16 protein-coding genes are annotated in these 24,124 nt (G+C 57.2%); 11 read left to right on the top strand and 5 right to left on the bottom strand.

Going from position 1 to position 24,124, the window contains the following annotated elements; genetic code table 11:
- Nucleotides 1-34: 34 nt before the first annotated feature.
- The 4 genes from EE949_RS04300 (at nt 35) to EE949_RS04285 (ending at nt 9,502) form a co-directional block, all read left to right on the top strand.
- The gene (locus EE949_RS04300) at nt 35-2,335 is read left to right on the top strand and encodes a YgiQ family radical SAM protein (RefSeq protein WP_122663139.1); all 2,301 of its coding nucleotides are present in this window, start codon (nt 35-37) and stop codon (nt 2,333-2,335) included.
- A 273-nt stretch (nt 2,336-2,608) separates the two neighbouring features.
- On the top strand, nt 2,609-5,902 hold the full coding sequence (locus tag EE949_RS04295) for a DUF2126 domain-containing protein (protein WP_122663138.1): 3,294 nt from the start codon (nt 2,609-2,611) through the stop codon (nt 5,900-5,902).
- A 211-nt stretch (nt 5,903-6,113) separates the two neighbouring features.
- Nucleotides 6,114-8,609 (top strand): circularly permuted type 2 ATP-grasp protein, encoded by a 2,496-nt coding sequence (locus tag EE949_RS04290; protein ID WP_122663137.1) that lies wholly within the window; start codon nt 6,114-6,116, stop codon nt 8,607-8,609.
- Complete coding sequence (locus EE949_RS04285) at nt 8,609-9,502, top strand: transglutaminase family protein (RefSeq protein ID WP_122663136.1); 894 nt, start codon at nt 8,609-8,611, stop codon at nt 9,500-9,502. The genes EE949_RS04290 and EE949_RS04285 overlap by 1 nt, the downstream gene beginning before the upstream one ends.
- 182 nt (nt 9,503-9,684) lie before the next feature.
- On the opposite strand, the gene EE949_RS04280 is transcribed toward EE949_RS04285, so the two are convergent.
- On the bottom strand, nt 9,685-9,879 hold the full coding sequence (locus EE949_RS04280) for a hypothetical protein (RefSeq protein ID WP_122663135.1): 195 nt from the start codon (nt 9,877-9,879) through the stop codon (nt 9,685-9,687).
- A 406-nt stretch (nt 9,880-10,285) separates the two neighbouring features.
- Here EE949_RS04280 and azu point away from each other — a divergent pair, with 406 nt between their 5' ends.
- Nucleotides 10,286-10,732 carry an azurin gene (gene azu, locus EE949_RS04275; protein WP_122663134.1) on the top strand — a complete coding sequence of 149 codons (447 nt, stop codon included), beginning with the start codon at nt 10,286-10,288 and terminating at the stop codon, nt 10,730-10,732.
- A 253-nt stretch (nt 10,733-10,985) separates the two neighbouring features.
- On the opposite strand, the gene nadE is transcribed toward azu, so the two are convergent.
- From nadE to EE949_RS04255, 4 genes are all read right to left on the bottom strand, one after another.
- The gene (gene nadE, locus EE949_RS04270) at nt 10,986-11,813 is read right to left on the bottom strand and encodes an ammonia-dependent NAD(+) synthetase (protein ID WP_122663133.1); all 828 of its coding nucleotides are present in this window, start codon (nt 11,811-11,813) and stop codon (nt 10,986-10,988) included.
- Nucleotides 11,814-11,859: 46 nt separating this feature from the next.
- Entirely contained in the window at nt 11,860-13,059 is a 1,200-nt protein-coding gene (gene pncB, locus EE949_RS04265; RefSeq protein WP_122663132.1) for a nicotinate phosphoribosyltransferase, read from the bottom strand.
- 383 nt (nt 13,060-13,442) lie between these two features.
- Nucleotides 13,443-14,960: a hypothetical protein gene (locus EE949_RS04260; RefSeq protein WP_122663131.1), complete on the bottom strand. Its 1,518-nt coding sequence runs from the start codon at nt 14,958-14,960 to the stop codon at nt 13,443-13,445.
- Nucleotides 14,961-15,349: 389 nt separating this feature from the next.
- Nucleotides 15,350-16,246 (bottom strand): LysR family transcriptional regulator, encoded by an 897-nt coding sequence (locus EE949_RS04255; protein ID WP_122663130.1) that lies wholly within the window; start codon nt 16,244-16,246, stop codon nt 15,350-15,352.
- A 162-nt stretch (nt 16,247-16,408) separates the two neighbouring features.
- Between EE949_RS04255 and amaB the strand changes: the two genes are divergently transcribed.
- The 6 genes from amaB to EE949_RS04225 all read left to right on the top strand — a co-directional run bounded on the left by amaB (nt 16,409) and on the right by EE949_RS04225 (nt 23,627).
- A complete protein-coding gene (gene amaB / locus EE949_RS04250; protein WP_122663129.1) occupies nt 16,409-17,899 on the top strand; it encodes an L-piperidine-6-carboxylate dehydrogenase in 1,491 nt (496 codons plus the stop codon).
- Between the two features lie 640 nt (nt 17,900-18,539).
- On the top strand, nt 18,540-19,673 hold the full coding sequence (locus EE949_RS04245; protein ID WP_122663128.1) for a branched-chain amino acid ABC transporter substrate-binding protein: 1,134 nt from the start codon (nt 18,540-18,542) through the stop codon (nt 19,671-19,673).
- Nucleotides 19,674-19,843: 170 nt separating this feature from the next.
- The gene (locus EE949_RS04240) at nt 19,844-20,758 is read left to right on the top strand and encodes an ABC transporter permease subunit (protein ID WP_122663127.1); all 915 of its coding nucleotides are present in this window, start codon (nt 19,844-19,846) and stop codon (nt 20,756-20,758) included.
- Between the two features lie 3 nt (nt 20,759-20,761).
- Nucleotides 20,762-22,042: a high-affinity branched-chain amino acid ABC transporter permease LivM gene (gene livM / locus EE949_RS04235; RefSeq protein WP_122663126.1), complete on the top strand. Its 1,281-nt coding sequence runs from the start codon at nt 20,762-20,764 to the stop codon at nt 22,040-22,042.
- A complete protein-coding gene (locus EE949_RS04230) occupies nt 22,039-22,914 on the top strand; it encodes an ABC transporter ATP-binding protein (RefSeq protein ID WP_122663125.1) in 876 nt (291 codons plus the stop codon). The genes livM and EE949_RS04230 overlap by 4 nt, the downstream gene beginning before the upstream one ends.
- Entirely contained in the window at nt 22,911-23,627 is a 717-nt protein-coding gene (locus EE949_RS04225; RefSeq protein ID WP_122663124.1) for an ABC transporter ATP-binding protein, read from the top strand. The genes EE949_RS04230 and EE949_RS04225 overlap by 4 nt, the downstream gene beginning before the upstream one ends.
- Nucleotides 23,628-24,124: the final 497 nt, after the last annotated feature.

The raw sequence follows: 24,124 nt of genomic DNA, 5'->3' as shown, positions 1-24,124 counted from the left end.
GCGATTTTTCCAACGTGCAAACGTAGGTTCCGACATGCAAGCAGCCAAGCCGTTATTTGACTATCCGAAGTACTGGGCCGAATGTTTTGGGCCAGCGCCTTTCCTGCCAATGAGCCGGGAAGAAATGGATCAGCTTGGCTGGGATTCCTGCGACATCATTATCGTGACCGGTGATGCCTACGTGGATCACCCGTCGTTCGGTATGGCGATCATTGGCCGGCTGCTGGAGTCTCAGGGCTTCCGCGTCGGGATCATTGCCCAGCCGAACTGGCAGTCCAAAGACGACTTCATGAAGCTCGGCGAGCCGAATCTGTTCTTCGGTGTTGCGGCTGGCAACATGGACTCGATGATCAACCGCTATACCGCGGACAAGAAAATCCGCTCCGACGACGCCTATACCCCAGGTGGCATGGCAGGCAAGCGCCCTGACCGCGCCAGCCTCGTCTACAGCCAGCGTTGCAAGGAAGCCTACAAGAACGTGCCCATCGTGCTTGGCGGCATCGAAGCATCGTTGCGTCGTATCGCGCACTACGACTATTGGCAGGACAAAGTCCGCAACTCGATCCTGATCGACGCCTGCGCCGATATCCTGTTGTACGGCAACGCCGAGCGAGCGATCGTCGAAGTGGCTCAGCGTCTGTCCTATGGTCACAAGATCGAAGACATCACCGATGTGCGCGGCACCGCGTTCATTCGCCGTGACACGCCTAAAGACTGGTACGAAGTGGACTCCACCCGTATCGATCGTCCGGGCAAGATCGACAAAATCATCAACCCGTACGTCAATACCCAAGACACCCAGGCCTGCGCTATCGAGCAGGAAAAGGGGCCGGTCGAGGATCCGAACGAAGCCAAAGTCGTGCAGATTCTTGCCAGCCCGCGCATGACCCGTGACAAAACGGTTATCCGTTTGCCGTCCGTGGAAAAAGTGCGTGGCGATGCGGTTCTCTATGCTCACGCCAACCGCGTATTGCACCTGGAAACCAATCCCGGCAACGCTCGCGCATTGGTGCAGAAGCATGGCGAAGTAGACGTCTGGTTCAATCCGCCACCGATTCCGATGACCACTGAAGAAATGGACTACGTGTTCGGCATGCCGTACGCACGTGTCCCGCATCCTGCCTACGGTAAGGAAAAAATTCCTGCCTACGACATGATCCGTTTCTCGGTGAACATCATGCGTGGCTGCTTCGGTGGCTGCACCTTCTGCTCGATCACCGAGCACGAAGGTCGCATCATCCAGAACCGCTCTGAAGAGTCGATCATTCGCGAGATCGAAGAGATCCGTGACAAGGTTCCGGGTTTCACCGGCGTCATTTCCGACCTCGGCGGGCCTACCGCGAACATGTACCGTATCGCCTGTAAAAGCCCGGAAATCGAATCCGCCTGCCGCAAGCCGTCCTGCGTGTTCCCGGGCATCTGCCCGAACCTGAATACCGATCACTCTTCGTTGATTCAGTTGTACCGCAGCGCCCGTGCCTTGCCGGGTGTGAAGAAAATCCTGATTGCTTCCGGTTTGCGCTATGACCTCGCGGTCGAGTCGCCGGAGTACGTCAAAGAGCTGGTCACCCACCACGTCGGTGGTTACCTGAAGATCGCCCCGGAACACACCGAGGAAGGTCCGCTCAACCAGATGATGAAACCGGGCATTGGCAGCTATGAAAAATTCAAGCGCATGTTCGAGAAGTACTCGAAGGAAGCAGGCAAGGAGCAGTACCTGATTCCTTACTTCATTGCGGCCCACCCGGGCACCACTGATGAAGACATGATGAATCTGGCGCTGTGGCTTAAGGGCAATGGTTTCCGTGCGGATCAGGTACAGGCTTTCTATCCGTCGCCAATGGCTTCGGCGACTGCTATGTATCACTCCGGCAAGAACCCGCTGCGCAAAGTGACGTACAAGAGTGATGCGGTCACCATCGTCAAGAGCGAAGAGCAGCGTCGTCTGCACAAGGCATTCTTGCGCTATCACGATCCGAAAGGCTGGCCAATGCTGCGCGAAGCGCTGATCCGCATGGGCCGAGCCGACCTGATCGGCTCCGGCAAGGATCAGTTGATCCCGCAACACCAGCCTGCCACCGATAGCTACCAGAGCGCCCGACGTAAAAACTCGACGCCTGCTGGCAGTCATAAAGTAGGTAAAACCACGCTTATCCAGACCCAGCACACCGGCCTGCCACCACGCGGCAGTGACGGCAGCAAGCCATGGGACAAGCGCGAAGAAGCCAAGGCTGCGGCCATGGCCCGTAACAAGCAGGCTGCCAAAGAGCGTATGGACGCTGCAAAGGGTAAAGGCCCCAAGCCGCCCAAGCGTAAGCCAGTAGTCCCGCGCTAAACCCGCTTACCTGCTTTTCTGTAGGAGCTGCCGAAGGTTGCGAAAGGTTTGTTTCTGACACACCGCTATCGCAGCCGTCGACAGCTTCTACAAGATTGCCTCCGCAAATTTCCATCCTCCTGCCTTATTTCTGTGCAACGCTTGCACCGCGGGGCACGGTGGGCGCTTTAATAGTGCCTGGTTCTGCCTCGCCGTCGAGGAACCGCCGTATTTGCCCGGATGGCATAAGTCTTGCGCGGTTCCATTACCGTCCAGGCTCGCAGGAGGCACGCCGTGTCGATTCATATTGCCTTGCACCACGTTACGCACTACCGCTACGAACGAGCGGTTGAACTTGGTCCGCAGATTGTTCGCCTGCGTCCGGCGGCCCATAGCCGTACCCGGGTTTTGTCGTACTCACTGAAAGTCCTGCCTGAAAATCACTTCATAAACTGGCAGCAGGACCCTCAAGGCAATTATCTGGCGCGTCTGGTCTTTCCGGAAAAGACCAATGAGTTGCGTGTTGAAGTCGATCTGGTCGCCGAAATGGCTGTCTTCAACCCATTCGACTTCTTCCTCGAACCTTACGCCGAGAAAATCCCATTTTTCTATGCCAGCGAAGAACAGCGCGAACTGGCGCCGTATCTTGAAAAGCTGCCGCTGACCCCTCGCTTTGCTGCCTATCTGGCCAGCATCGATCGTACGCCGTTGCCCGCCATCGACTTTCTGGTCGGGCTCAATCAGCGTCTGAGTCAGGATATTGATTACCTGATCCGCATGGAGCCAGGTGTACAGACGCCAGAATTCACTCTGGAAAACGCCTCTGGCTCCTGCCGTGACTCGGCCTGGTTGCTGGTGCAGTTGCTACGTCACCTGGGCATGGCTGCGCGCTTCGTGTCCGGCTACCTGATTCAGCTCAAAGCTGACGTTGAAGCCCTTGATGGCCCCTCCGGAACTGACGTCGACTTCACCGATCTGCACGCCTGGTGCGAGGTTTATCTACCCGGCGCAGGCTGGGTCGGCCTCGACGCGACTTCCGGTTTGTTCGCAGGCGAAGGGCATATTCCCCTGGCCTGCAGCCCCGAGCCCTCATCGGCGGCACCGATCAGCGGGCTGGTCGAACCGTGTGAAACCGAGTTCAGCCACGAGATGTCCGTTGAACGGATCTGGGAGGCACCTCGCGTCACCAAGCCTTACACCGAGCAGCAGTGGGCTGATATTCAAACGCTGGGCCATCAGATAGACCGTGATCTGGCTGACAACGATGTTCGTCTGACCATGGGCGGCGAGCCGACCTTTGTTTCGATCGACGACCGCGATGGCGCGGAGTGGAACACGGCTGCACTGGGGCCGAAAAAGCGTGCCTTGTCGGCTGAACTGTTCCAGCGCATGCGCAAGCACTACGCCCCACTGGGGATCGTGCATTTTGGTCAGGGCAAATGGTACCCGGGCGAGCAGTTGCCGCGCTGGTCACTCAATTGCTTCTGGCGTAAAGACGGGCAACCGGTCTGGCACAACAATGCGTTGATTGCCGAAGAAACCGAGAATTACGGTGCAACCGGTGAGCTGGCCGGGAAGTTCCTGGCCAGCGTGGCCGAACGGCTGAAGCTGCCGACGCGCTTTGTGTTCCCGGCCTACGAAGACAACTTCTACTACTTGTGGCGTGAAGGCGCGCTGCCTGCCAACGTCAGCGCGGAAGATTCGCGGCTGGGTGACGAGCTTGAGCGTGCGCGACTGCGCAAGGTTTTTGCTCAGGGGCTGGACAAGGTGATCGGCCAGGTTTTGCCTTTGGCTCGCTCCGTTGACGGTGATCGCTGGCAGAGCGGCCGTTGGTATCTGCGCGACAACCACTGCCGTCTGGTGCCTGGCGATTCGGCGCTCGGTTATCGTTTGCCCTTAGCATCGCAGCCCTGGGTCAAGGCGGCGGAATATCCTTTTATCCACCCCACCGACTTCAACCAGGACTTCCCCGAGTTGCCAGACGACGGACAGGTTCAGGCGCAACTGACCGGGCTTACAGAACATCCGGACGCCAACGCCGAGCGGATGCCGAAAATCGACGAGTCTGCCGATTGGCTTACCCGTACGGCGTTGTGTGCTGAAGCGCGGGAAGGGCGGTTGTACCTGTTCATGCCGCCGCTGGAAAAGCTCGAACATTACCTGGAACTGGTCGCTGCCATAGAGGCCAGTGCCGAAGAGCTCAATTGCCCGATCCTGCTGGAAGGCTATGAGCCGCCAAGCGATCCTCGCCTGGCTAACTTCCGTATCACGCCTGATCCGGGCGTCATTGAAGTTAACGTACAGCCGTCCGCATCATGGGACGAGTTGGTGGAGCGCACCGAGTTTCTATACGAGCAGGCGCGGCTGACGCGTCTGACCACCGAGAAGTTCATGATTGACGGTCGCCACACCGGCACCGGTGGCGGCAACCACTTTGTGCTGGGTGGCGCTACGCCAGGTGATTCGCCATTCCTGCGGCGTCCCGACGTGCTGCGCAGTCTGCTCAGCTACTGGCACAACCACCCATCGCTGTCGTACCTGTTTTCCGGGCTGTTCATCGGTCCGACTTCCCAGGCACCACGGGTCGATGAGGCGCGTAACGACTCGTTGTATGAGCTGGAAATCGCCTTTGCACAAATGCCCGCGCCCGGCGAAGAAGTTGCTCCGTGGGTGGTTGACCGGCTGCTGCGTAACTTGCTGATCGACGTCACCGGCAATACGCATCGGGCCGAATTCTGTATCGACAAGTTGTACTCCCCTGACGGCGCTACTGGTCGCTTGGGCTTACTGGAGTTGCGCGCCTTCGAAATGCCGCCTCATGCGCGGATGAGTCTTGCGCAGCAACTGCTGCTGCGTGCGCTGGTGGCGCGTTTCTGGCGCGAGCCGTATGCGCCGGCCAAGCTGGCTCGTTGGGGTACTGAGCTGCATGACCGGTTCATGTTGCCGCACTTCATCGAGCAGGATTTTGCGGACGTTATCGAGGAGTTGAACAACGCCGGGTACCCGCTGCGTGCCGAGTGGTTTGCGGCGCACCTGGAATTCCGCTTTCCCAAGGTCGGCGATTACGCGGTCAGTGGCATCGAGCTGGAATTGCGTCAGGCGCTTGAGCCTTGGCACGTGCTGGGTGAAGAAGGTTCGGCGGGTGGCGCGGTGCGCTACGTGGATTCTTCCCTTGAACGTCTGCAGGTCAAGATTAACGGCATGCCGCCGAAACGTTATGTATTGACCTGTAATGGCATTGCGATACCGTTGCAGCCCACTGGGCGAGTCGGTGAGTTTGTCGCGGGTGTGCGTTATCGCGCCTGGCAACCTGCCAACTGTCTGCAACCTACCATCCCGGTGCATGCACCGCTGGTATTCGACCTTGTCGATACCTGGATGCAGCGTTCGCTGGGCGGCTGCGAGTATCATGTCGCGCATCCTGGCGGCCGCAATTACGAGACCCTGCCGGTCAACGCTAACGAAGCGGAAAGCCGTCGTCTGGCGCGGTTCTTCAGGATTGGTCATACCCCCGGCAAACTGGAAGTGCCACTGCTTAGCGTTAATGATGAACTGCCGATGACGCTGGATATGCGTTTGCATAAATAAAAGGGCGTCAGTCACAGCCGGCTCGGACTGGTAGGAGCGAACTTGTTCGCGAGGTTGCGTATCAGGTATGACGTCTCGCGAACACGTTCGCTCCTGCCGGGCACGTTGATTCATTCGTTTTTATAAAAATGGTTCCGTCAGCCGGAGCAGCCATCCAACGGCTGACATCCGACTGCGCTACTCTGAATTTTTAGTCTCTGCCGAGCCTTCCATGCACGACTTGCTTGACCATTACCCTGTGTTTGCGGGTACTTATCATGAAATGCTTGATGCCGATGGTGCCGTTCGCCCCCATTGGCAGCGCATGTATGAGCAATTGCAGCGCAGTACCCCCGCACAACTGATCCAGCGTCAGGCCCTGCTGGCCAGGCAGATTCAGGAAAATGGCGTGACGTACAATGTCTACGCCGACCCCAAGGGGGCTGACCGGCCGTGGGAGCTGGATCTGCTGCCGCACCTGATTCCCGCCGAAGAATGGCAACAAGTGGCTGCGGGCATCGCGCAGCGGGCGAAGTTGCTCAATGCCGTGCTGGCAGACCTGTATGGACCGCAGACCCTGATCTCCAAAGGGCTATTGCCCGCTGAGCTGGTGTTCGGTCACAACAATTTTCTGTGGCCGTGCCAGGGCATTGCGCCTCCGGAAGATGCATTTCTGCATATGTACGCGGTCGATCTTGCGCGCACGCCCGATGGGCGCTGGTGGGTGACAGCCGATCGTACCCAGGCGCCATCGGGCGCTGGCTATGCGTTGGAAAACCGCCAGATTGTGTCCCGTGCATTCCCCGAAACCTACCGTGATCTGCAGGTTCAGCACCTGTCCGGTTTTTTCCGCGCCTTGCAGGAAACCCTTGCCCGCCAAGCACCCGCCAGCAATGAAACACCGCTGATTGTTTTGCTGACGCCGGGACGTTTCAACGAAAGTTACTTCGAACATCTGTATCTGGCGCGCCAGTTGGGTTATCCGCTGGTCGAAGGCGGCGACCTCACCGTGCGCGACGCAACGGTGTATCTGAAAACCCTCAGTGGCCTGCGCCGGGTACACGCGATCATGCGTCGCCTGGATGATGATTTCTGCGATCCTCTGGAGCTGCGTACTGATTCGGCGCTCGGGGTACCGGGTTTGCTGGAGGCTGTGCGTCAGGGCAAGGTGCTGGTCGCAAATGCGTTGGGCAGCGGCGTTCTCGAATCGCCGGGCCTGCTGGGCTTTTTGCCGAAAATATCCCAGCACCTGTTCGGCGAAGACCTGATCTTGCCTTCAGTGGCGACCTGGTGGTGTGGCGAGCCGCCTGTTCTCGCTCAAGCGCTGGAGAAGCTGCCAGAGTTGTTGATCAAACCGGCGTTTCCATCCCAGAGTTTCGCACCGGTATTTGGCCGGGACTTGAACAAGGCCCAGCGTGAAGCCCTTGCGCTGCGCATGCAGGCCAGACCTTACGCTTACGTGGCTCAGGAGCTGGCACAGTTGTCCCATGCGCCTGTCTGGCAGGCCGATGGCGAGCAACTGCAGCCACGCGCGATTGGCATGCGTGTATACGCCGTGGCCAGTTCCGAGGGCTATCGCGTTCTGCCGGGAGGCTTGACCCGGGTCGCCGCTGAAGCGGATGCCGAGGTGGTATCGATGCAGCGCGGTGGTGCCAGCAAGGATACCTGGGTACTGGGCGAGCTTTCGCAAGCCGGCGAGCCCTGGAAAAGTCAGCGCACTCTGGGTGTGCATGATCTGATCCGCCGCGACCCTTACTTGCCGTCGCGTGTGGTGGAGAACCTGTTCTGGTTCGGTCGCTACTGCGAACGCTGTGATAACAGTGCGCGCTTGCTGCGCATCATGCTTGCGCGGTATGTGGACGGCGATGATCCTGTGGCTCTTGAGGCTGCCGTGGCGCTGGGCGAGCGTCTGAACCTGCTGCCTGATGAAGAAGAAGGCGGTTCGTTGCCTGATCGACTTCTGGCGGGGCTTCTCGGCGAAGACTGGCCGTTCAGCCTGCGCGCCAACCTGCAACGCTTGCAATGGGCTGCGTCTCAGGTGCGCGGCAAACTTTCCCGTGAGAACTGGCAGGCACTGGTTGAATTGCAGCGTGAAGCCATCAGCCTGGAGAGCAAGGATCCGGATTTCGGCCAACTGCTGGATTTCCTCAATCGACTGGTCATGTCCCTTGCAGCATTGTCCGGGTTCGCGTTGGACGACATGACCCGCGACGAAGGCTGGCGCTTTCTGATGATAGGTAGGCGTATCGAGCGTCTGAAGTTTCTCAGCAACAGCCTGGCGGCTTTCCTGCGCAGTGCGGCGGTAACAGACCAAGAGGGACTGGAGTGGCTGCTGGAGTTGGGCAACAGCAGCATCACCTATCGCTCGCGTTACCTGGCGGTGCCGCAACTGATTCCGGTGCTTGACCTGTTACTGCTCGATGATCAGAACCCTCACGCGGTGCTGTTCCAGCTCAAACTGGTATCCAAGTCTCTGAATCGTTTGAACGAAGAGTTTTGTGCGCCGCGAGATGCGAGCCTCGGCACGCTGGTTCGACGACTGTCGAGTTTCGACCTGGGTTGTCTGGAGAATCCGTTGTTTGGTGACAGCAGCATTCAGGCAGTGCTGGAGGGGCTTGCGGACATGCTACAAAGCATTGGTGATGCCGCCGGGCAAATCTCTGACCGGCTGGCCTTGCGTCACTTTGCCCATGTCGACGATATCAGCCAGCGTACGGTGTCCGTCTGATGAGTGCCCATTACCAGATTTTTCATGACACACATTACAAATACGACAGCCCGGTTTCTCTGGCGCAGCAGTTGGCGCACCTGTGGCCAAGGGCTAATCCGTGGCAGCGCTGTTCCGAGCAGCAGTTACTGGTCAGCCCGATTCCGACTATTCGCCGTGATGAGTTCGATGTGTTTGGCAACCCGCTGACGCGACTGGCGTTCGAGCGGCCTCATGATGAGCTCCAGGTAAATGCTCGCCTGCGGGTTGAGGTTCTGGAGCGTGCACCGCTTAACTTCAATCATTCGCCCGCGTGGGAGATGACTCGCAGCATCATGACGTACAACGCCAGGCCGATGTCTGCGGATATCCTCGAAGCTTGTCGCTATCGTTTCGAGTCGCCTTATGTGCACTTGAAACAGTCGTTCATCGAGTTTTCGGCGGATTGTTTTGCGCCAAGCCAGCCGCTGATGCTGTGCGTGCAGGCGCTGATGGAAAAAATCTTCACTGAATTCACTTTCGATGGTGAAGCGACGCAAGTGGCGACGCCACTGGTGGAAGTGCTGGAATCCCGACGTGGTGTCTGCCAGGACTTTGCTCACCTGATGCTCGCGTGTTTGCGTTCGCGTGGCTTGTCGGCGCGCTATATCAGTGGTTATTTACTGACCCAGCCACCACCGGGGCAGCCGCGGCTGATTGGAGCAGATGCTTCCCATGCCTGGGTTTCGGTGTTTTGTCCGGTGCTGGGCTGGGTAGATTTTGACCCCACCAACAATGTGCAGCCTGCGCTGGAGCACATCAGCCTGGCCTGGGGGCGGGATTTTTCAGACGTTTCGCCATTGCGCGGGGTGATTCTGGGCGGTGGTAATCACGACCCGGAAGTGCGGGTGACGGTGATGCCGGTTGAGGGGTGAAGAACATCCACACCTGTGGGAGCGAATTCATTCGCGAAAGCGGTGTTTCAGGCATTGATATGTTTCTGGTCGACGCCCTTCGCGAATGAATTCGCTCCCACAGGAAAATATCGGGTTGTCAGGGATAAAGCGTTCGCAACGCTTACGGTCCGTCGGATGACCAACGGACGCGCTGTGTTGCTTCAGCTAGCTGGCTTGTCGTCAGTAGTCGTTTGCTCTACGGACGCAGCTTCATCGGTAGCTTCAGTTGTCTCGGCATCGCCTTCGGCTGTGGTTTCGGCCAGGGCAGCATTTTTGCGCTGAAGCTTTTCCTCTTTCTTCTGCTCTTTAGCCAGATCTCGCTGACGCTTCGCGAAGGAATAGTTAGGTTTAGCCATGGGCGATCCTCTGTTTAGGCGGTTAATGGCGCCATTCTGCCTGAGAACGGCGTCGGGCACACGGCGTTGTATGTCCTCCGGTCCAAAGCCCTAATTCTCGAGCCCCGCTTTTCATCATTTAAATCGTCACTAAACCTGGTTTGATTCTTCAGCGCTGCTGCCGGTGGCACCACAGGCATAAGCCGCGAGCAAGCTACGGAAAAAGCTGTTGAGCTGCATGATGGTCTTCCTGAAATATGGCGATGAGGCATCTTGCGCGGTTGGATGACAGACGGCCCGTTGATTGTCTCGATGGCCTCGATAGCTAACTGCCACTGAGCCTTGTTGACGCAGGTCATTGGAACCTGGCGTTATATCAGGCAGTCTTTGCCGGAATAAACAAAATACCCAGCCTTGGAGATTCCCCATGATTCGCAAGCTTGTTGCTGTATCCCTGCTGACATTGGCCAGCGGGCAGTTGCTGGCGGCAGAGTGCAGTACGACTGTCGACTCCACCGATCAGATGTCCTTCAACACCAAGGCCGTTGAAATCGATAAAAGCTGCAAGACGTTCACGGTAAACCTGACCCACTCCGGTAGCCTGCCAAAGAATGTCATGGGCCATAACTGGGTGCTGAGCAAAGAGTCGGACATGCAGCCTATCGCCACTGATGGCTTGGGCGCTGGTATCGACAAGGATTACCTGAAGGAGGGCGACGCACGCATCATCGCCCACACCAAAATCATTGGTGCCGGTGAGAAGGATTCGGTGACGTTTGATGTGTCGAAGCTGGATCCGGCCGAGAAGTACGGTTTCTTCTGCTCGTTCCCTGGCCACATCAGCATGATGAAAGGCACTGTGACGCTGAAGTAAGCGTTACCTTCGCACCCCGGTGTCCATGGCCCCGCGCTGTCTCGCGGCAAACATGGGATCTGTAGGAGCTGCCGAAGGCTGCGATCGCGGTGTATCAGGAGAAACGCTTCGCAGCCTTCGGCAGCTCCTACAGAAAATGCATTTCAATCCAGTAGATTGCATGCTGTTTGATAGGAGCTAACTTGTTGGCGAGGCGATGTGTCAGGTGAAACGCTTCGCGAACAAGTTCACTCCTACAGGAACCTAATCTACATCAAGGCGCATACGGCAGTTCCCGCTTGTGCTGGGTCTTGGCGTAGGTGTCACAGATGATCTTGAACGCTTCCTCTCGGACTGGCTCGCCATGCAGGAAGGCGTCGATTTCGGCGTAGGTCACGCCATGTGACGCTTCGTCCGGTTTACCGGGCATCAAGTCTTCCAGGTCCGCAGTCGGCACTTTCTCGACCAGCGATTCCGGCGCACCGAAGTGCCGGGCAATGGCCCGAACCTGATTCTTGACGAGCCCGCTCAGCGGCGCGAGATCGCAGGCACCGTCACCGAATTTGGTGAAGAAACCCATTACCGCTTCCGCTGCATGGTCGGTACCAATCACCAAGCCTTGATGTGCGCCCGCGATGGTGTACTGCGCAACCATGCGCATGCGCGCCTTGGTGTTGCCCAGTACGAAGTCCACGGCGCTTGCATGTTGCCCCTCGAACGCCTTGATCTCGCTTGCCATTGCCTTGACCGCGCCGCCGATGTTGACCGTGTGGCGAATGTCCGGGTTGATGAAGTCAACCGAAGCCTGAGCTTCATGCTCGTCATGTTGCACGAGATAAGGCAGACGCACGGCAATGAAGCGGTAGCTGTCGTCGCCGGTGCTGCTGCGCAGCTCTTCAACGGCGCGCTGAGCGAGCAGCCCGGCGGTCAGTGAATCCACACCGCCGCTGATACCCAAAACCAGCGTCTTGAGGCGGGCGTTGGTCAGGCAGTCCTGAATGAAAACGATACGTCGGGCGACCTCGGCCTGAAGTGCGTTTTCGTCGGCGAAAGGCGGTTGCACCTTGAGCTGCTCAGCGATCTGGAGCTGTACGGCTTGCATGATTCACTCCTTGTTAAGGATGGTGGCGACGGATTCTGTTTGCGGATTAATCCGCCACTTTGAACACATGTCGCAGGTACGAGACAAAATTGGGGTCCTTGCATTGCGTCTTGCCGGGCTCGTCGGAGATTTTCGCAACGGGCTGTCCGGCACAGGCGGTCATTTTCAGGACGATACTCATGGGTTCGACGCCCGGTATATCTGCGGTCAGGTTAGTGCCGATGCCGAAGCTGACATTGATACGACCGCGCAGCGCACGAAATATTTCCAGCGCCTTGGGCAGCGTCAGGCCGTCGGAGAACACCAGCGTCTTGCTCATCGGATCAATGCCGAGCTTCTGGTAATGCGTGATGCATTTTTCGGCCCACTTCACCGGATCACCGGAGTCATGGCGCAGGCCATCAAACAGTTTGGCGAAATACAGATCGAAATCCCGCAGGAAAGCATCGGTGGTGATGCAGTCAGTCAGGGCAATACCCAGCAGACCCCGGTATTCATGCACCCAGCAATCAAGCGCGGCGCTTTGACTGTCGATCAGGCGTGGACCGAGTTGCTGATGGGCCATGATCCATTCATGGGCCATGGTGCCTAGCGGTTTCAGGTCGAATTTGCGTGCCAGTTGCACATTGCTGGTGCCGACGAACTGCCCTGGGAAGTCACGCTTGAGGACATCAACGACCTCTTCCTGAACGCGGTAAGAGAAGCGTCGGCGGGTGCCGAAGTCTGCGACTTTGAGTTGTGCCAGTTCGTCAGCGTCGGCATTGGCGGACAGCCAGTCGAACTTGCGATACAGCTGATCGCGAGCCTGGCTGAGCAAAATTTCAGGATGACGATGGCGGTTGCGTACTTCACTGACAATCGCCAGTACCGGGACTTCAAACAGGATCACGTGCAGCCATGGACCCTGCAGGCGAATGCGCAGCTCATCATTTTCGATGGTGGTTTTCACGTATCGCGTATTGAAACGGAACAGCCCGAGAAACCGCAGGAAATCCGGCTTCATGAAGTTGATCCGCTCCAGAAAACTCAGCTCTTGGGCGCTCAGTGATAAATCACAGAGCTGCTTGATCTGGTGCTGGATTTCACCGAGATAGGGACGCAGGTCCTCACCGTTGCGGCAGCGAAACTCCCACTCAACGTCGACGTTGGGGTAGTTGTGCAACACCGCCTGCATCATGCTCAATTTGTACAGGTCGGTGTCGAGCAGGTTTTGCACGATGCGATTGGAAAAAGCGCTCTCGCTCATTGGGTCGCTCCAGCAGGACCGGCCGCCAGACGCGGCCAAACGAAATGAATCAGATAGTCACGGGCGTCCCGTGGCAGAGCCATCGAGCGTCCATTGAGCTTTATGACCGACATAATGCCAGCCGAGGCGGGATAGGGGCAGTTTTCTTTGGTAGGGGGAGTTGGCGGCTGAAGGCTGAGGGGCGTCGATTCATCCAAATCGCAACGTCGCCGTCGTAAACACCGTCAACGGCTGCAGAAACACGAAAACCTGCAGGAGCTGCCGAAGGCTGCGAAGCATTTATCCTGACACACCGCGATCGCAGCCTTCGACAGCTCCTACAGTTCCTATGTTCGCCGCGAGACAACACCGGGGCAGTTCCTACAACTCATGGGTAACGTATGTCAGTGCACCGCCGCAACCACCGGAAAATTCAGGGTGAATTTGCCATTGGGCGTCTGATCGCGAAACCGCTCCATGACCGTCTTGAGCTTTTTGGCTGATTCGTCGTCCGTCGCATAATAGAAAACGCTTTTCGAAGCCGTGGAGGATTTGGGAATGGTCAGCCTCATTTCCGCCACTTCAATCCAGTTCTTGGGGATTTCGGGAAACCATTCTGCGTAGACAAACGCGTAATGAACGCCTTTCTCTTTCATCAGCGCGGTCATCCAGTCCACGCCGGTTTCAGTCTTGCGGTAGTTCAGTGCCTGGATGCTGCCCAGCCCCCACAGATCGAGTATGTACTGATCGCCGTGCAGCGCCACTAGCCCTAGGTCGTTTACAGCAACCGGCTCATGCAGGTCATGGACGATCATTGAGGTGGAATATTGCTGGTTGTAGATGGCGGCAGAGGCCAGCGGCACGCTTAGCGTGGAGTTGACCAGCGTCGCAAAAGCTACCGGTAGCATGGCGAACAGTGCTGCCATGTGGCGTTCGCGCATGCACGAGCGGCAAGCGTGCAATACGAACACCCCGACGAAGACCAGCCAATACACTTCGTAGCGCCCGAACCAGCCCCATCGACCGAACATCGTGTGCAGCACTGTCACGCTGATCAGCATCAGAATCAGCGGCTTTCTGTCGAAGTACAGCACGCAGATAAACAGCTGGGCGAGGATGACCCAGCCATATTTGTCGCTCTGGCTGATGATGTTGAAAATCAGCGCAGGCAGCCCGGCCATATTGGTCTTGGCAATCACGGAGGAGGGAATGTAGCCAAGGCCAAGATGATTGAGAAACAGTGAAAACCCGATCACCAGAGCCAGCATGATTGCCGTGCTGATCACCGCTGTCCGGCGCTCGCCTAGATAAAACAGATACGCCAGGACTGGGATCGATACCGCGAGCCCTTCATAACGGGTCAGTGGCAGCAGTATCAACGCAAGGTAAACCGTTTTGGGGGGAGCGGCGATGGCACCGAACTCTTTGTTCAACACGCCGCACGCAATCAGGCTCACGAGGTAGATCTGCAGCGAGTGCTCCATCCCGGTAAAAATCAGCCCGTAGAAGTTGGTCGCCAAGCAGAAACCGCCCAGGATAATCAGCTTGCTGAGCGGACTGATGTCCACCAGCACTTTGCTGAACAGTGAAAGCGTCAGGTACGCGAAGATCAGGTTCAAGGCGAACGGCGCATAGGCCATTGCATCGCCGAACATCGCAAACGGGGCAAGGATGAACGGCCATAAGATGCTGGAGGAAGGTGCCGAAAACTCTGAGGCGTTAATGCCGTAATGACCGCTGAATATCTGCTTGGCCAGAGCAATGTGGATGTACGGGTCATCCAGCGTGTAAATAAACATGCCGTGGTTGTTGATCATGATGATCAGCGTGAGCAGTGCCACGGGCAGTAGCAGCAGTGCCGTCAACTGTTGGTCGGTCAGCCAGGACCATGCTCTCGCGCTTGCAATGTTAGCTGTCGCCATAGCGTCATAACCTGTCAGGGGACCAAGTCAGGGAAACGACGTAGCGATCGACACGCAGGCGCGAAGGCTTCTACCCAGGGTTGCTGGAATATAGGTTTAACGCGGGTTGGCACACAGCTATAAAAAACTATTTGGCTGGTGGAAGCAGCCGTAATGCTGGCGTCAGGATTTGGTGGGGATTGCAGAGGTTCAGGCGAGATCGCTCACTTCGATCAAACAAAATGCAAATCACTGAATTGAAATGTGCTTTCTGTGGAGCTGCCGCAGGCTGCGAAGCATTTCTTATGACATACCGCCATCGCAGCCTTCGGCAGCTCCTACAGATAAAAATTTTGCCGCAAGAAAGCGCTGTGTCAGGAGCGCTGGGCGATCTTCTAGCGAAACCGCGTTTATTCCGCCTCTAGCTGCTCCAGCATCCACTGGGCAAAATCCCTGATTTTCGGCACTTCTGCGGCGTGTTCCGGGTAGGCCATGTAATACGCGTCGCTGCTTGGCAAGGCGTGTTGCCATGGGATGACCAGCTTGCCGTCGGCCAGTTCTTCTTCCACCAGAAAGCGCGGCAGCAGGGCGACGCCGCAGCCAACCTGCGCTGCGCGAATGCACATGTAGAACGTTTCAAAGCGTGGGCCGTGGTAGCTGTGTTCGGTGTGATAACCCTGACTGTCGAACCAGTCATGCCAGCCTTGCGGGCGATTGGCGTTTTGCAGCAGGACCAGATCGGCCAATTGCGTCGGCTCGGTAAACGGTGTGGCGGGTAGTGCGCCCGGTGCGCAGACTGGCACCAATTCTTCACCAAACAACCGAATACTCTCTGCGCCCGGCCGTGCGCCCTGGCCGAAGTAAAACGTGAAATCGCAGCGGCTTTGAATCAGGTCATCAGTTTCCTGCTCGTTGACCACATCCAGGTGGATATGCGGATGACGCAGGCGCCAGCCTTTGAGGCGCGGCACCAGCCAACGGGCGCCGAAAGTCGAGGGGGTGGAAACCCGCAGCACCTCGGTCTCGCCGCCGTAGGAGCGCAGGAAGTGCGTGGACATCTCCATCTGGCTGAGAATCTTGCGCACTTCGCCCAGGTACAACGCGCCGGCCGGGGTCAGTTGCAAGCGGCGACGCACCCGGCGAAAGAGCAAGTGCTGGACCAATTCCTCTAGCTGCGCCACTTGCTTGCTGACCGCACTTTGCGTGAGGTTCAGCTCTTCAGCGGCACGGGTAAAGCTCAAATGCCGGGTGACCGCTTCGAAGCATTGCAGCGCTGTAATCGATGGCAGGTGACGTCTGTTGAGCATTGTTCGGGCCTTTTTCGATCCAGAGGCGGCTCCATCTCTGGGAGCATGAATAAAAGGAATGATATCTCGCCTAATGGTCGTTTGTTGATGGCGTTAAGGCCAGTTATTACTAGAGCCTGAAGATTTACCGTTATTTCAGCATTCCCGAATTCAGGAGAGAACATGCTTACCGACCTGCTAAACCGCCTCGGTGTCGACCCCGCGAAATATCAAAAGGGCGACCAGCCTGTTCATACCCCCATTGATGGCAGTCGCATCGGCGCAGTGAGCTGGGAAGGCGCTGCCGAGGTCGAGCAGCAGGTTACGCGCGCCGATGCAGCGTTCCAGGCCTGGCGCAAAGTGCCGGCTCCACGTCGCGGCGAGTTGATCCGCCTGTTCGGCGAAGCGCTGCGCAAGCACAAGGCTGATCTGGGCGAGCTGGTCTCCTGGGAGGCTGGCAAGATTACGCAGGAAGGTCTGGGTGAAGTGCAGGAGATGATCGACATCTGCGACTTCGCTGTCGGCTTGTCCCGCCAGTTGTACGGCTTGACCATCGCCTCTGAGCGTCCTGGTCACCACATGCGTGAAACCTGGCATCCGCTGGGTGTGGTCGGTGTGATCAGCGCATTCAACTTCCCGGTCGCAGTCTGGTCGTGGAACACCGCGCTGGCGCTGGTGTGCGGCAACTCGGTGATCTGGAAACCCTCGGAAAAAACACCGTTGACCGGCTTGGCCTGCCAGGCGCTGTTCGACAAGGTCGCGGCTGACTTTGCCGATGCGCCGGAGTATCTGGCTCAAGTGATCATCGGTGGTCGTGATGCGGGTGAAGCGCTGGTCGATGATCCGCGTGTGGCTCTGATCAGTGCAACCGGAAGCACCCGAATGGGGCGTGAAGTGGCTCCGAAAGTGGCCGCCCGTTTCGCTCGCAGCATCCTCGAACTGGGCGGTAACAACGCCATGATCCTCAGCCCGACAGCTGACCTGGATCTGGCCGTACGCGCCATCCTGTTCAGTGCCGTGGGTACTGCCGGACAGCGCTGCACGAGCCTGCGTCGCCTGATCGCTCATGAGTCGGTGAAGGCCGAGATCGTCTCGCGTCTGAAAACTGCCTACGAAAAAATCCGTATTGGCCACCCGCTGGAAGGCAATCTGATCGGTCCGTTGATCGACAAACATAGCTATCAGGCGATGCAGGATGCGCTGGCGCAGGCAACGAGCGAAGGCGGCAAGGTGTTTGGCGGCAAGCGCCAACTGGAAGATAAATTCCCGAACGGCTACTACGTTTCTCCGGCCATCGTTGAGATGCCAGAGCAGAGCGACGTGGTCTGCACCGAAACCTTCGCGCCGATTCTGTACGTCGTGGGTTATGAAGATTTCAACGAAGCACTGCGTTTGAACAACGCTGTGCCACAGGGCTTGTCGTCGTGCATTTTCACCACGGATGTGCGCGAAGCCGAGCAGTTCATGTCGGCGCTGGGCAGTGACTGCGGGATTGCCAACGTCAACATCGGCCCAAGCGGCGCGGAAATCGGTGGCGCGTTCGGTGGCGAAAAAGAGACCGGCGGCGGTCGCGAGTCCGGTTCCGATTCGTGGCGCGGCTACATGCGTCGCCAGACCGCGACCGTGAATTACTCGCTGGAACTGCCACTGGCGCAGGGCATTACGTTCGATTGATGTCTGTTCGGCTGGCGCGGGCGGGTGGCATCTATCTCGACTGCCCCGCCGGCTTCAACAGGTGAATGAGTACTCTGTGGGAGCGAATTTATTCGCGAAGGGGCCTGTATATTCGATAGAAATTTTTCGTCTGTCAGGCAGTCTTCGCGAATAAATTCGCTCCCACGGGGGCTGCGTAATCTCGTAGGACCGGCTTCAGCCGGGAGGGCGTCGGTACATTCGCTAAATTTTCGTCGGCGCAAATACCGCTCTCCCAGCTAAAACGGAGCGCTGCCCGCCGTTGTAAAGTGTTGTTGGCGAAACTACTCAAGTCGCAAAACCTCCACTAACCTCATATGGTGCGTCCCGTAGCGCCAACGCACCGGGTGTGTGCAGTTCGGTGACGCATGCTGTTACAGCAGGGTTGTACGTGGCTGGATGCGTAGGTTGCTACTTATTTTGCCAGTGGTTGCACCTTTTTGCTTAAAGGTTGCACATCGCTTGATGTAGAGGGTTGCATGCCCTTTGGGCAAAGGCTCTAGCTGGGCTGAACGCAACAAGTTCATGAGTTTCATCAGAATAAAAAACGAATGGCACGCCACTTGCTCAGAGCAACTCTGTAGTTGCAGTGCTAATCAAAAAAATCTCAGGAGCACCACTCATGTCGCAGACGTTTTACAGAAAAGGCTTTCTTGCAATTGCAGTCGCTACTGCATTCGGCGTGTCTTCGTTTGCTCAGGCTGATGTAAAAATCGGCGTCGCGGGGCCAATGACTGGCGCCAACGCATCGTTTGGTCAGCAATACATGAAAGGCGCTCAGGCAGCTGCCGACGCGATCAACAAGGCGGGCGGGGTTAACGGGGAAAAGATCGTACTGACCGCCTATGACGACGCTTGTGAGCCAAAGCAAGCCGTCGCGGTCGCTAACAAAGCGGCTTCTGACAAGGTAGCTGGTGTTGTCGGTCACTTCTGCTCGTCCTCGACCATTCCAGCGTCGGAAGTGTATGACGAGGCTGGCATCATCGCGATTACTCCGGGGTCGACCAACCCGACTGTTACCGAGCGCGGCTTGAGTGCGATGTTCCGTATGTGTGGTCGTGACGACCAGCAAGGCATTGTGGCTGGCGATTACATCGTTGATGTTTTGAAAGGCAAGAAAATCGCCGTCATCAACGACAAGGACACCTACGGTAAAGGCCTGGCTGATGCCACTGCCAAGCAACTGACTACTCGCGGCGTTAAACCAGTGCTTGAAGAAGGCCTGACCCGTGGCGAGAAAGACTTCAGTGCTCTGGTCACCAAAATCCGCTCGGTAGGCGCTGACGTTGTTTACTTCGGCGGCCTGCACCCGGAGGCTGGTCCTCTGGTTCGTCAGATGCGTGAGCAAGGCTTGAAAGACGTCAAGTTCATGTCCGATGACGGCATCGTAACGGATGAGCTGGTCACCACCGCTGGCGGCGCGCAATACGTCGATGGCGTTTACATGACCTTCGGTGCAGACCCACGTGTGCTGCCAGACAGCAAGGCTGTAGTGGACGAGTTCCGCAAGTCGGGTTACGAGCCTGAAGGCTACACCCTGTATGCCTACGCCTCGGTTCAGGCCCTGGCTGCCGGCTTCAACGGTGCCAAGTCCAACAAGGGTGAGGATGCCAGCAAGTGGCTCAAGGCTCACCCCGTTAAAACCGTAATGGGTGAGAAAGCCTGGGACACCAAAGGCGACCTGAAAGTCTCCGACTACGTGGTTTACCAGTGGGACAAAGACGGTAAATACCACCAGCTTGAAAAACAGAAGTAAGCAACGTGCATAGCCGCACGAGTGTTTCGAACGCTCGTGCTGCTTGGTAATGGGGGCGCAAGGTTGCGATCCCGAAGATCTTCTGTCAGCTATTGGATGAAGGCTCGTTGCATCTCACAAGGGTGCCGCGGGCCTGCATCACTAGCCTTTCAAGTTCGTGAGCGTGCGTGATGGATGGTATTTTCCTGCAGCAAATGATCAACGGTCTGACCCTCGGGTCGGTCTACGGTTTGATCGCCATCGGTTACACGATGGTTTACGGCATCATCGGCATGATCAACTTCGCCCACGGCGACGTGTACATGATCTCGGCTTACCTGGCCGCCATCGGCCTGGCCGTCTTGTCATTTTTCGGTCTGGAGTCTTTCCCTTTCCTTATTCTCGGCACGCTGATCTTCACCATCGTGGTGACCGGCGTGTATGGCTTTGTCATTGAGCGAGTGGCTTACAAACCACTGCGTAACTCGACACGCCTTGCTCCTCTTATCAGCGCCATTGGTATCTCGCTGATCCTGCAAAACTACGCACAAATCAGCCAGGGTGCCCGTCAGCAAGGCGTACCGACTTTGCTCGAAGGCGCGTGGCGCTTTGAAGTAGGCAGCGGTTTTGTACAAATCACTTTCACCAAGATATTTATCCTGATTGCCGCGTTCGTTGGCATGGGCGTACTGACTTACATCATCAAGTACACCAAGTTGGGCAGGATGTGCCGCGCGACCCAACAGGATCGCAAGATGGCATCGATCCTGGGGATCAATACCGATCGGGTGATTTCCTACGTGTTCATCATCGGTGCCGCCATGGCTGCGCTGGCCGGTGTGTTGATCACCATGAACTACGGCACGTTCGACTTCTATGCGGGCTTCATTATCGGCATCAAGGCGTTCACCGCTGCGGTGCTGGGCGGTATTGGCTCGCTGCCGGGTGCCATGCTCGGCGGGTTGATCCTGGGGGTTGCCGAGTCGCAGTTCTCCGGTCTTATCAACTCGGATTACAAAGACGTGTTCAGCTTCGGCCTGTTGGTACTGATCCTGATTTTCCGTCCTCAAGGCCTGCTGGGTCGCCCACTCGTGGCGAAGGTATAACGTATGTCCGAAACTATAAAACCCATCAACTTCAAACAAAGCCTGATTGATGCCGTGATCGCGGGACTGTTGGCGCTTATTGTCTTCGGTCCGATAGTAGGGGTGGTACTCGACGGTTATAGCTTCAACCTGGAGCCCACACGCGTAGCGGTCCTGGTTGCCGTCGTAATGGTCGGTCGTCTGTTGCTCAGCGTATTCATGCAGACGCCCAAGGGCGTCACTATTGCCCAGAGTTTCGAGAGTTCAGATTCTGGCGTTCATGTGCTGCCACCGGATTACAAATCACGCCTGCGCTTCATCATCCCAGCCATGATCGTTATCGCCATGGTCTTCCCGGTGTTTGCCGACAAGTACGTGCTGACGGTCGTCATTCTGGGGTTGATCTACGTGTTGCTGGGCCTTGGCCTGAACATCGTGGTCGGTCTGGCTGGCCTGCTTGACCTTGGTTACGTGGCGTTCTACGCCATTGGTGCTTATGGTCTCGCGTTGGGCTATCAGTATCTGGGGCTTGGGTTCTGGTCAGCACTGCCATTGGCGGCCATTGCCGCAGCATTGGCCGGCTGCATACTGGGCTTCCCTGTGTTGCGCATGCATGGCGATTATCTGGCCATCGTGACGCTGGGCTTTGGTGAAATCATCCGTCTGGTGTTGAACAACTGGCTGTCGTTTACCGGCGGACCAAACGGCGTAGCGGTTCCCTCACCGACCTTCTTCGGTCTGGAGTTCGGACGTCGCGCCAAAGACGGCGGAGTGCCCATCCATGAGTATTTCGGGTTTGAGTACAACTCGGACCTCAAATTTATCTTTATCTATGCGGTGCTCTTCCTGGTCGTCCTGGCAGTGCTGTACATCAAGCATCGTCTGACCCGCATGCCGATTGGCCGTGCCTGGGAGGCGCTACGCGAAGACGAAATCGCCTGCCGCTCGATGGGCTTGAACCACGTGCTGGTCAAACTTTCGGCGTTCACCATCGGCGCATCGACGGCGGGACTGGCCGGGGTGTTTTTCGCCAGCTATCAAGGCTTCATCAACCCGACCTCGTTCACGTTTTTTGAATCTGCATTGATCCTCGCCATCGTGGTGCTGGGCGGTATGGGGTCGACAATGGGCGTGGTCATTGCCGCGTTCGTGTTGACGGTCGCTCCTGAATTGCTGCGCAGCTTCGCGGAGTACCGTGTGTTGCTGTTCGGAATATTGATGGTGCTGATGATGATCTGGCGACCACGCGGCCTGATCCGCGTCTCTCGTACCGGGGTTACTCCACGCAAGGGGGTTGCGCCATGAGCAACGACATCATTCTTTCGGTCGAGCATCTGATGATGCACTTTGGCGGCATCAAGGCGCTCAGCGACGTCAGCATTCAAGTGCGGCGTAATTCGATTTTTGCCTTGATCGGCCCTAACGGCGCAGGCAAAACCACTGTGTTCAACTGCCTGACCGGCTTCTACAAAGCCACCGGTGGTCGTATTGAATTGCACACCCGTGGCCAGACCACCAACGTCATCAAACTGTTGGGCGAGCCGTTCAAAGGCACGGACTTTGTCTCGCCGAAAAGCTTCCTCAGCCGCGTCTACTACAAGATGTTCGGCGGCACCCATCTGGTGAACCGGGCAGGGCTGGCGCGGACTTTCCAGAACATTCGTCTTTTCAAGGAAATGTCGGTGCTGGAGAACCTGCTGGTCGCTCAGCACATGTGGGTCAACCGCAGCCTGTTGGCGGGCATTCTCAATACCAAGGGTTACCGCGAAGCTGAAGAGGTCGCCATCAACACGGCGTTCTACTGGCTCGAAGTGGTGGACCTGGTGGATTGTGCAAACCGTCTGGCGGGCGAGCTTTCCTATGGTCAGCAACGTCGTCTGGAAATTGCGCGTGCCATGTGCACACGGCCGCAGGTGATTTGCCTGGATGAACCGGCAGCGGGCCTCAACCCGCAAGAAACCGAAGCGCTGAGCGGCATGATCCGCCTGCTGCGTGACGAACATGACATGACCATTGTGCTGATCGAGCACGACATGGGCATGGTCATGGGCATTTCAGACGATATCGTGGTGCTCGATCATGGCAACGTCATTGCCACGGGTGGGCCTGAGCAGATCCGCAACGATCCGAAAGTGATCGCAGCCTATCTGGGCGCTGATGAAGAGGAGTTGGTATGAGTAAGCCGATCCTCGAAATGAAAGAGATCGATGTGTTTTACGGGCCGATTCAGGCCCTGAAGAAAGTCTCGTTGCACATCAACGAAGGTGAAACGGTCAGCCTGATCGGCTCCAACGGCGCGGGTAAATCCACGCTGCTGATGTCGATCTTCGGTCAGCCCCGTGCGGCCGGTGGGCAGATCATTTATCAGGGCACTGACATCACCCATAAGTCTTCGCACTACATCGCGTCCAACGGCATTGCGCAATCGCCGGAAGGGCGTCGGGTATTCCCCGACATGTCAGTCGAGGAAAACCTGATGATGGGCACCATCCCGATTGGCGACAAACACTCGGCCGAAGACATGCAGCGCATGTTCGAGTTGTTCCCGCGGCTCAAGGAACGTCGTAATCAGCGTGCGATGACCATGTCCGGTGGCGAGCAGCAAATGCTGGCTATCGCGCGGGCCTTGATGAGTCGTCCCAAGTTGCTGTTACTCGACGAGCCGAGTCTTGGCCTTGCACCGATCATCGTCAAACAGATCTTCGCGACGTTGCGCGAGCTGGCGCAGACAGGCATGACCATCTTCCTCGTTGAGCAGAACGCCAACCATGCCCTCAAGCTGTCGGACCGCGCTTATGTGATGGTCAACGGCGAGATCCGCCTGAGCGGCACGGGGCAGGAGTTGCTGGTTAACGAAGAGGTGCGTAACGCGTATCTGGGTGGGCATTGATTGAGGTGTAATGCTTATCTCGCGGTTTCTTTGACAACGCGCTGATGGGGGATCAACGTAAAACTTGTGGGAGCGAATTCATTCGCGAAAGCGGTGTGTCAGACGATGATTCTTTTCGGTTGGCCCCCTTCGCGAATGAATTCGCTCCCACAGGATGTGCGACAGCCTGAGTATTACGCTGAGTCAGTGGGGGAGGAAGACTGCCTCTTTGACACCGCGCCGGTGGGCGATTAACGGAAAATTTGTGGGAGCGAATTCATTCGCGAAAGCGGTGTGTCAGACGATGATTCCTTTCGGTTGGCCCCCTTCGCGAATGAATTCGCTCCCACAGGATGTGCGACAGCCTGAGTATTACGCTGAGTCATTGGGGGAGGAGGACTGCCTCTTTGACACCGCGCTGATGGGGGGGCAACGTAAAACTTGTGGGAGCGAATTCATTCGCGAAAGCGGTGTGACAGACGATGACTCTTTTCGGTTGGCCCCCTTCGCGAATGAAT

It is taken from the genome of Pseudomonas viridiflava (genome assembly GCF_900602065.1).
GTDB lineage: Bacteria > Pseudomonadota > Gammaproteobacteria > Pseudomonadales > Pseudomonadaceae > Aquipseudomonas.
This window is presented reverse-complemented; position numbering and strand designations above follow the sequence as displayed.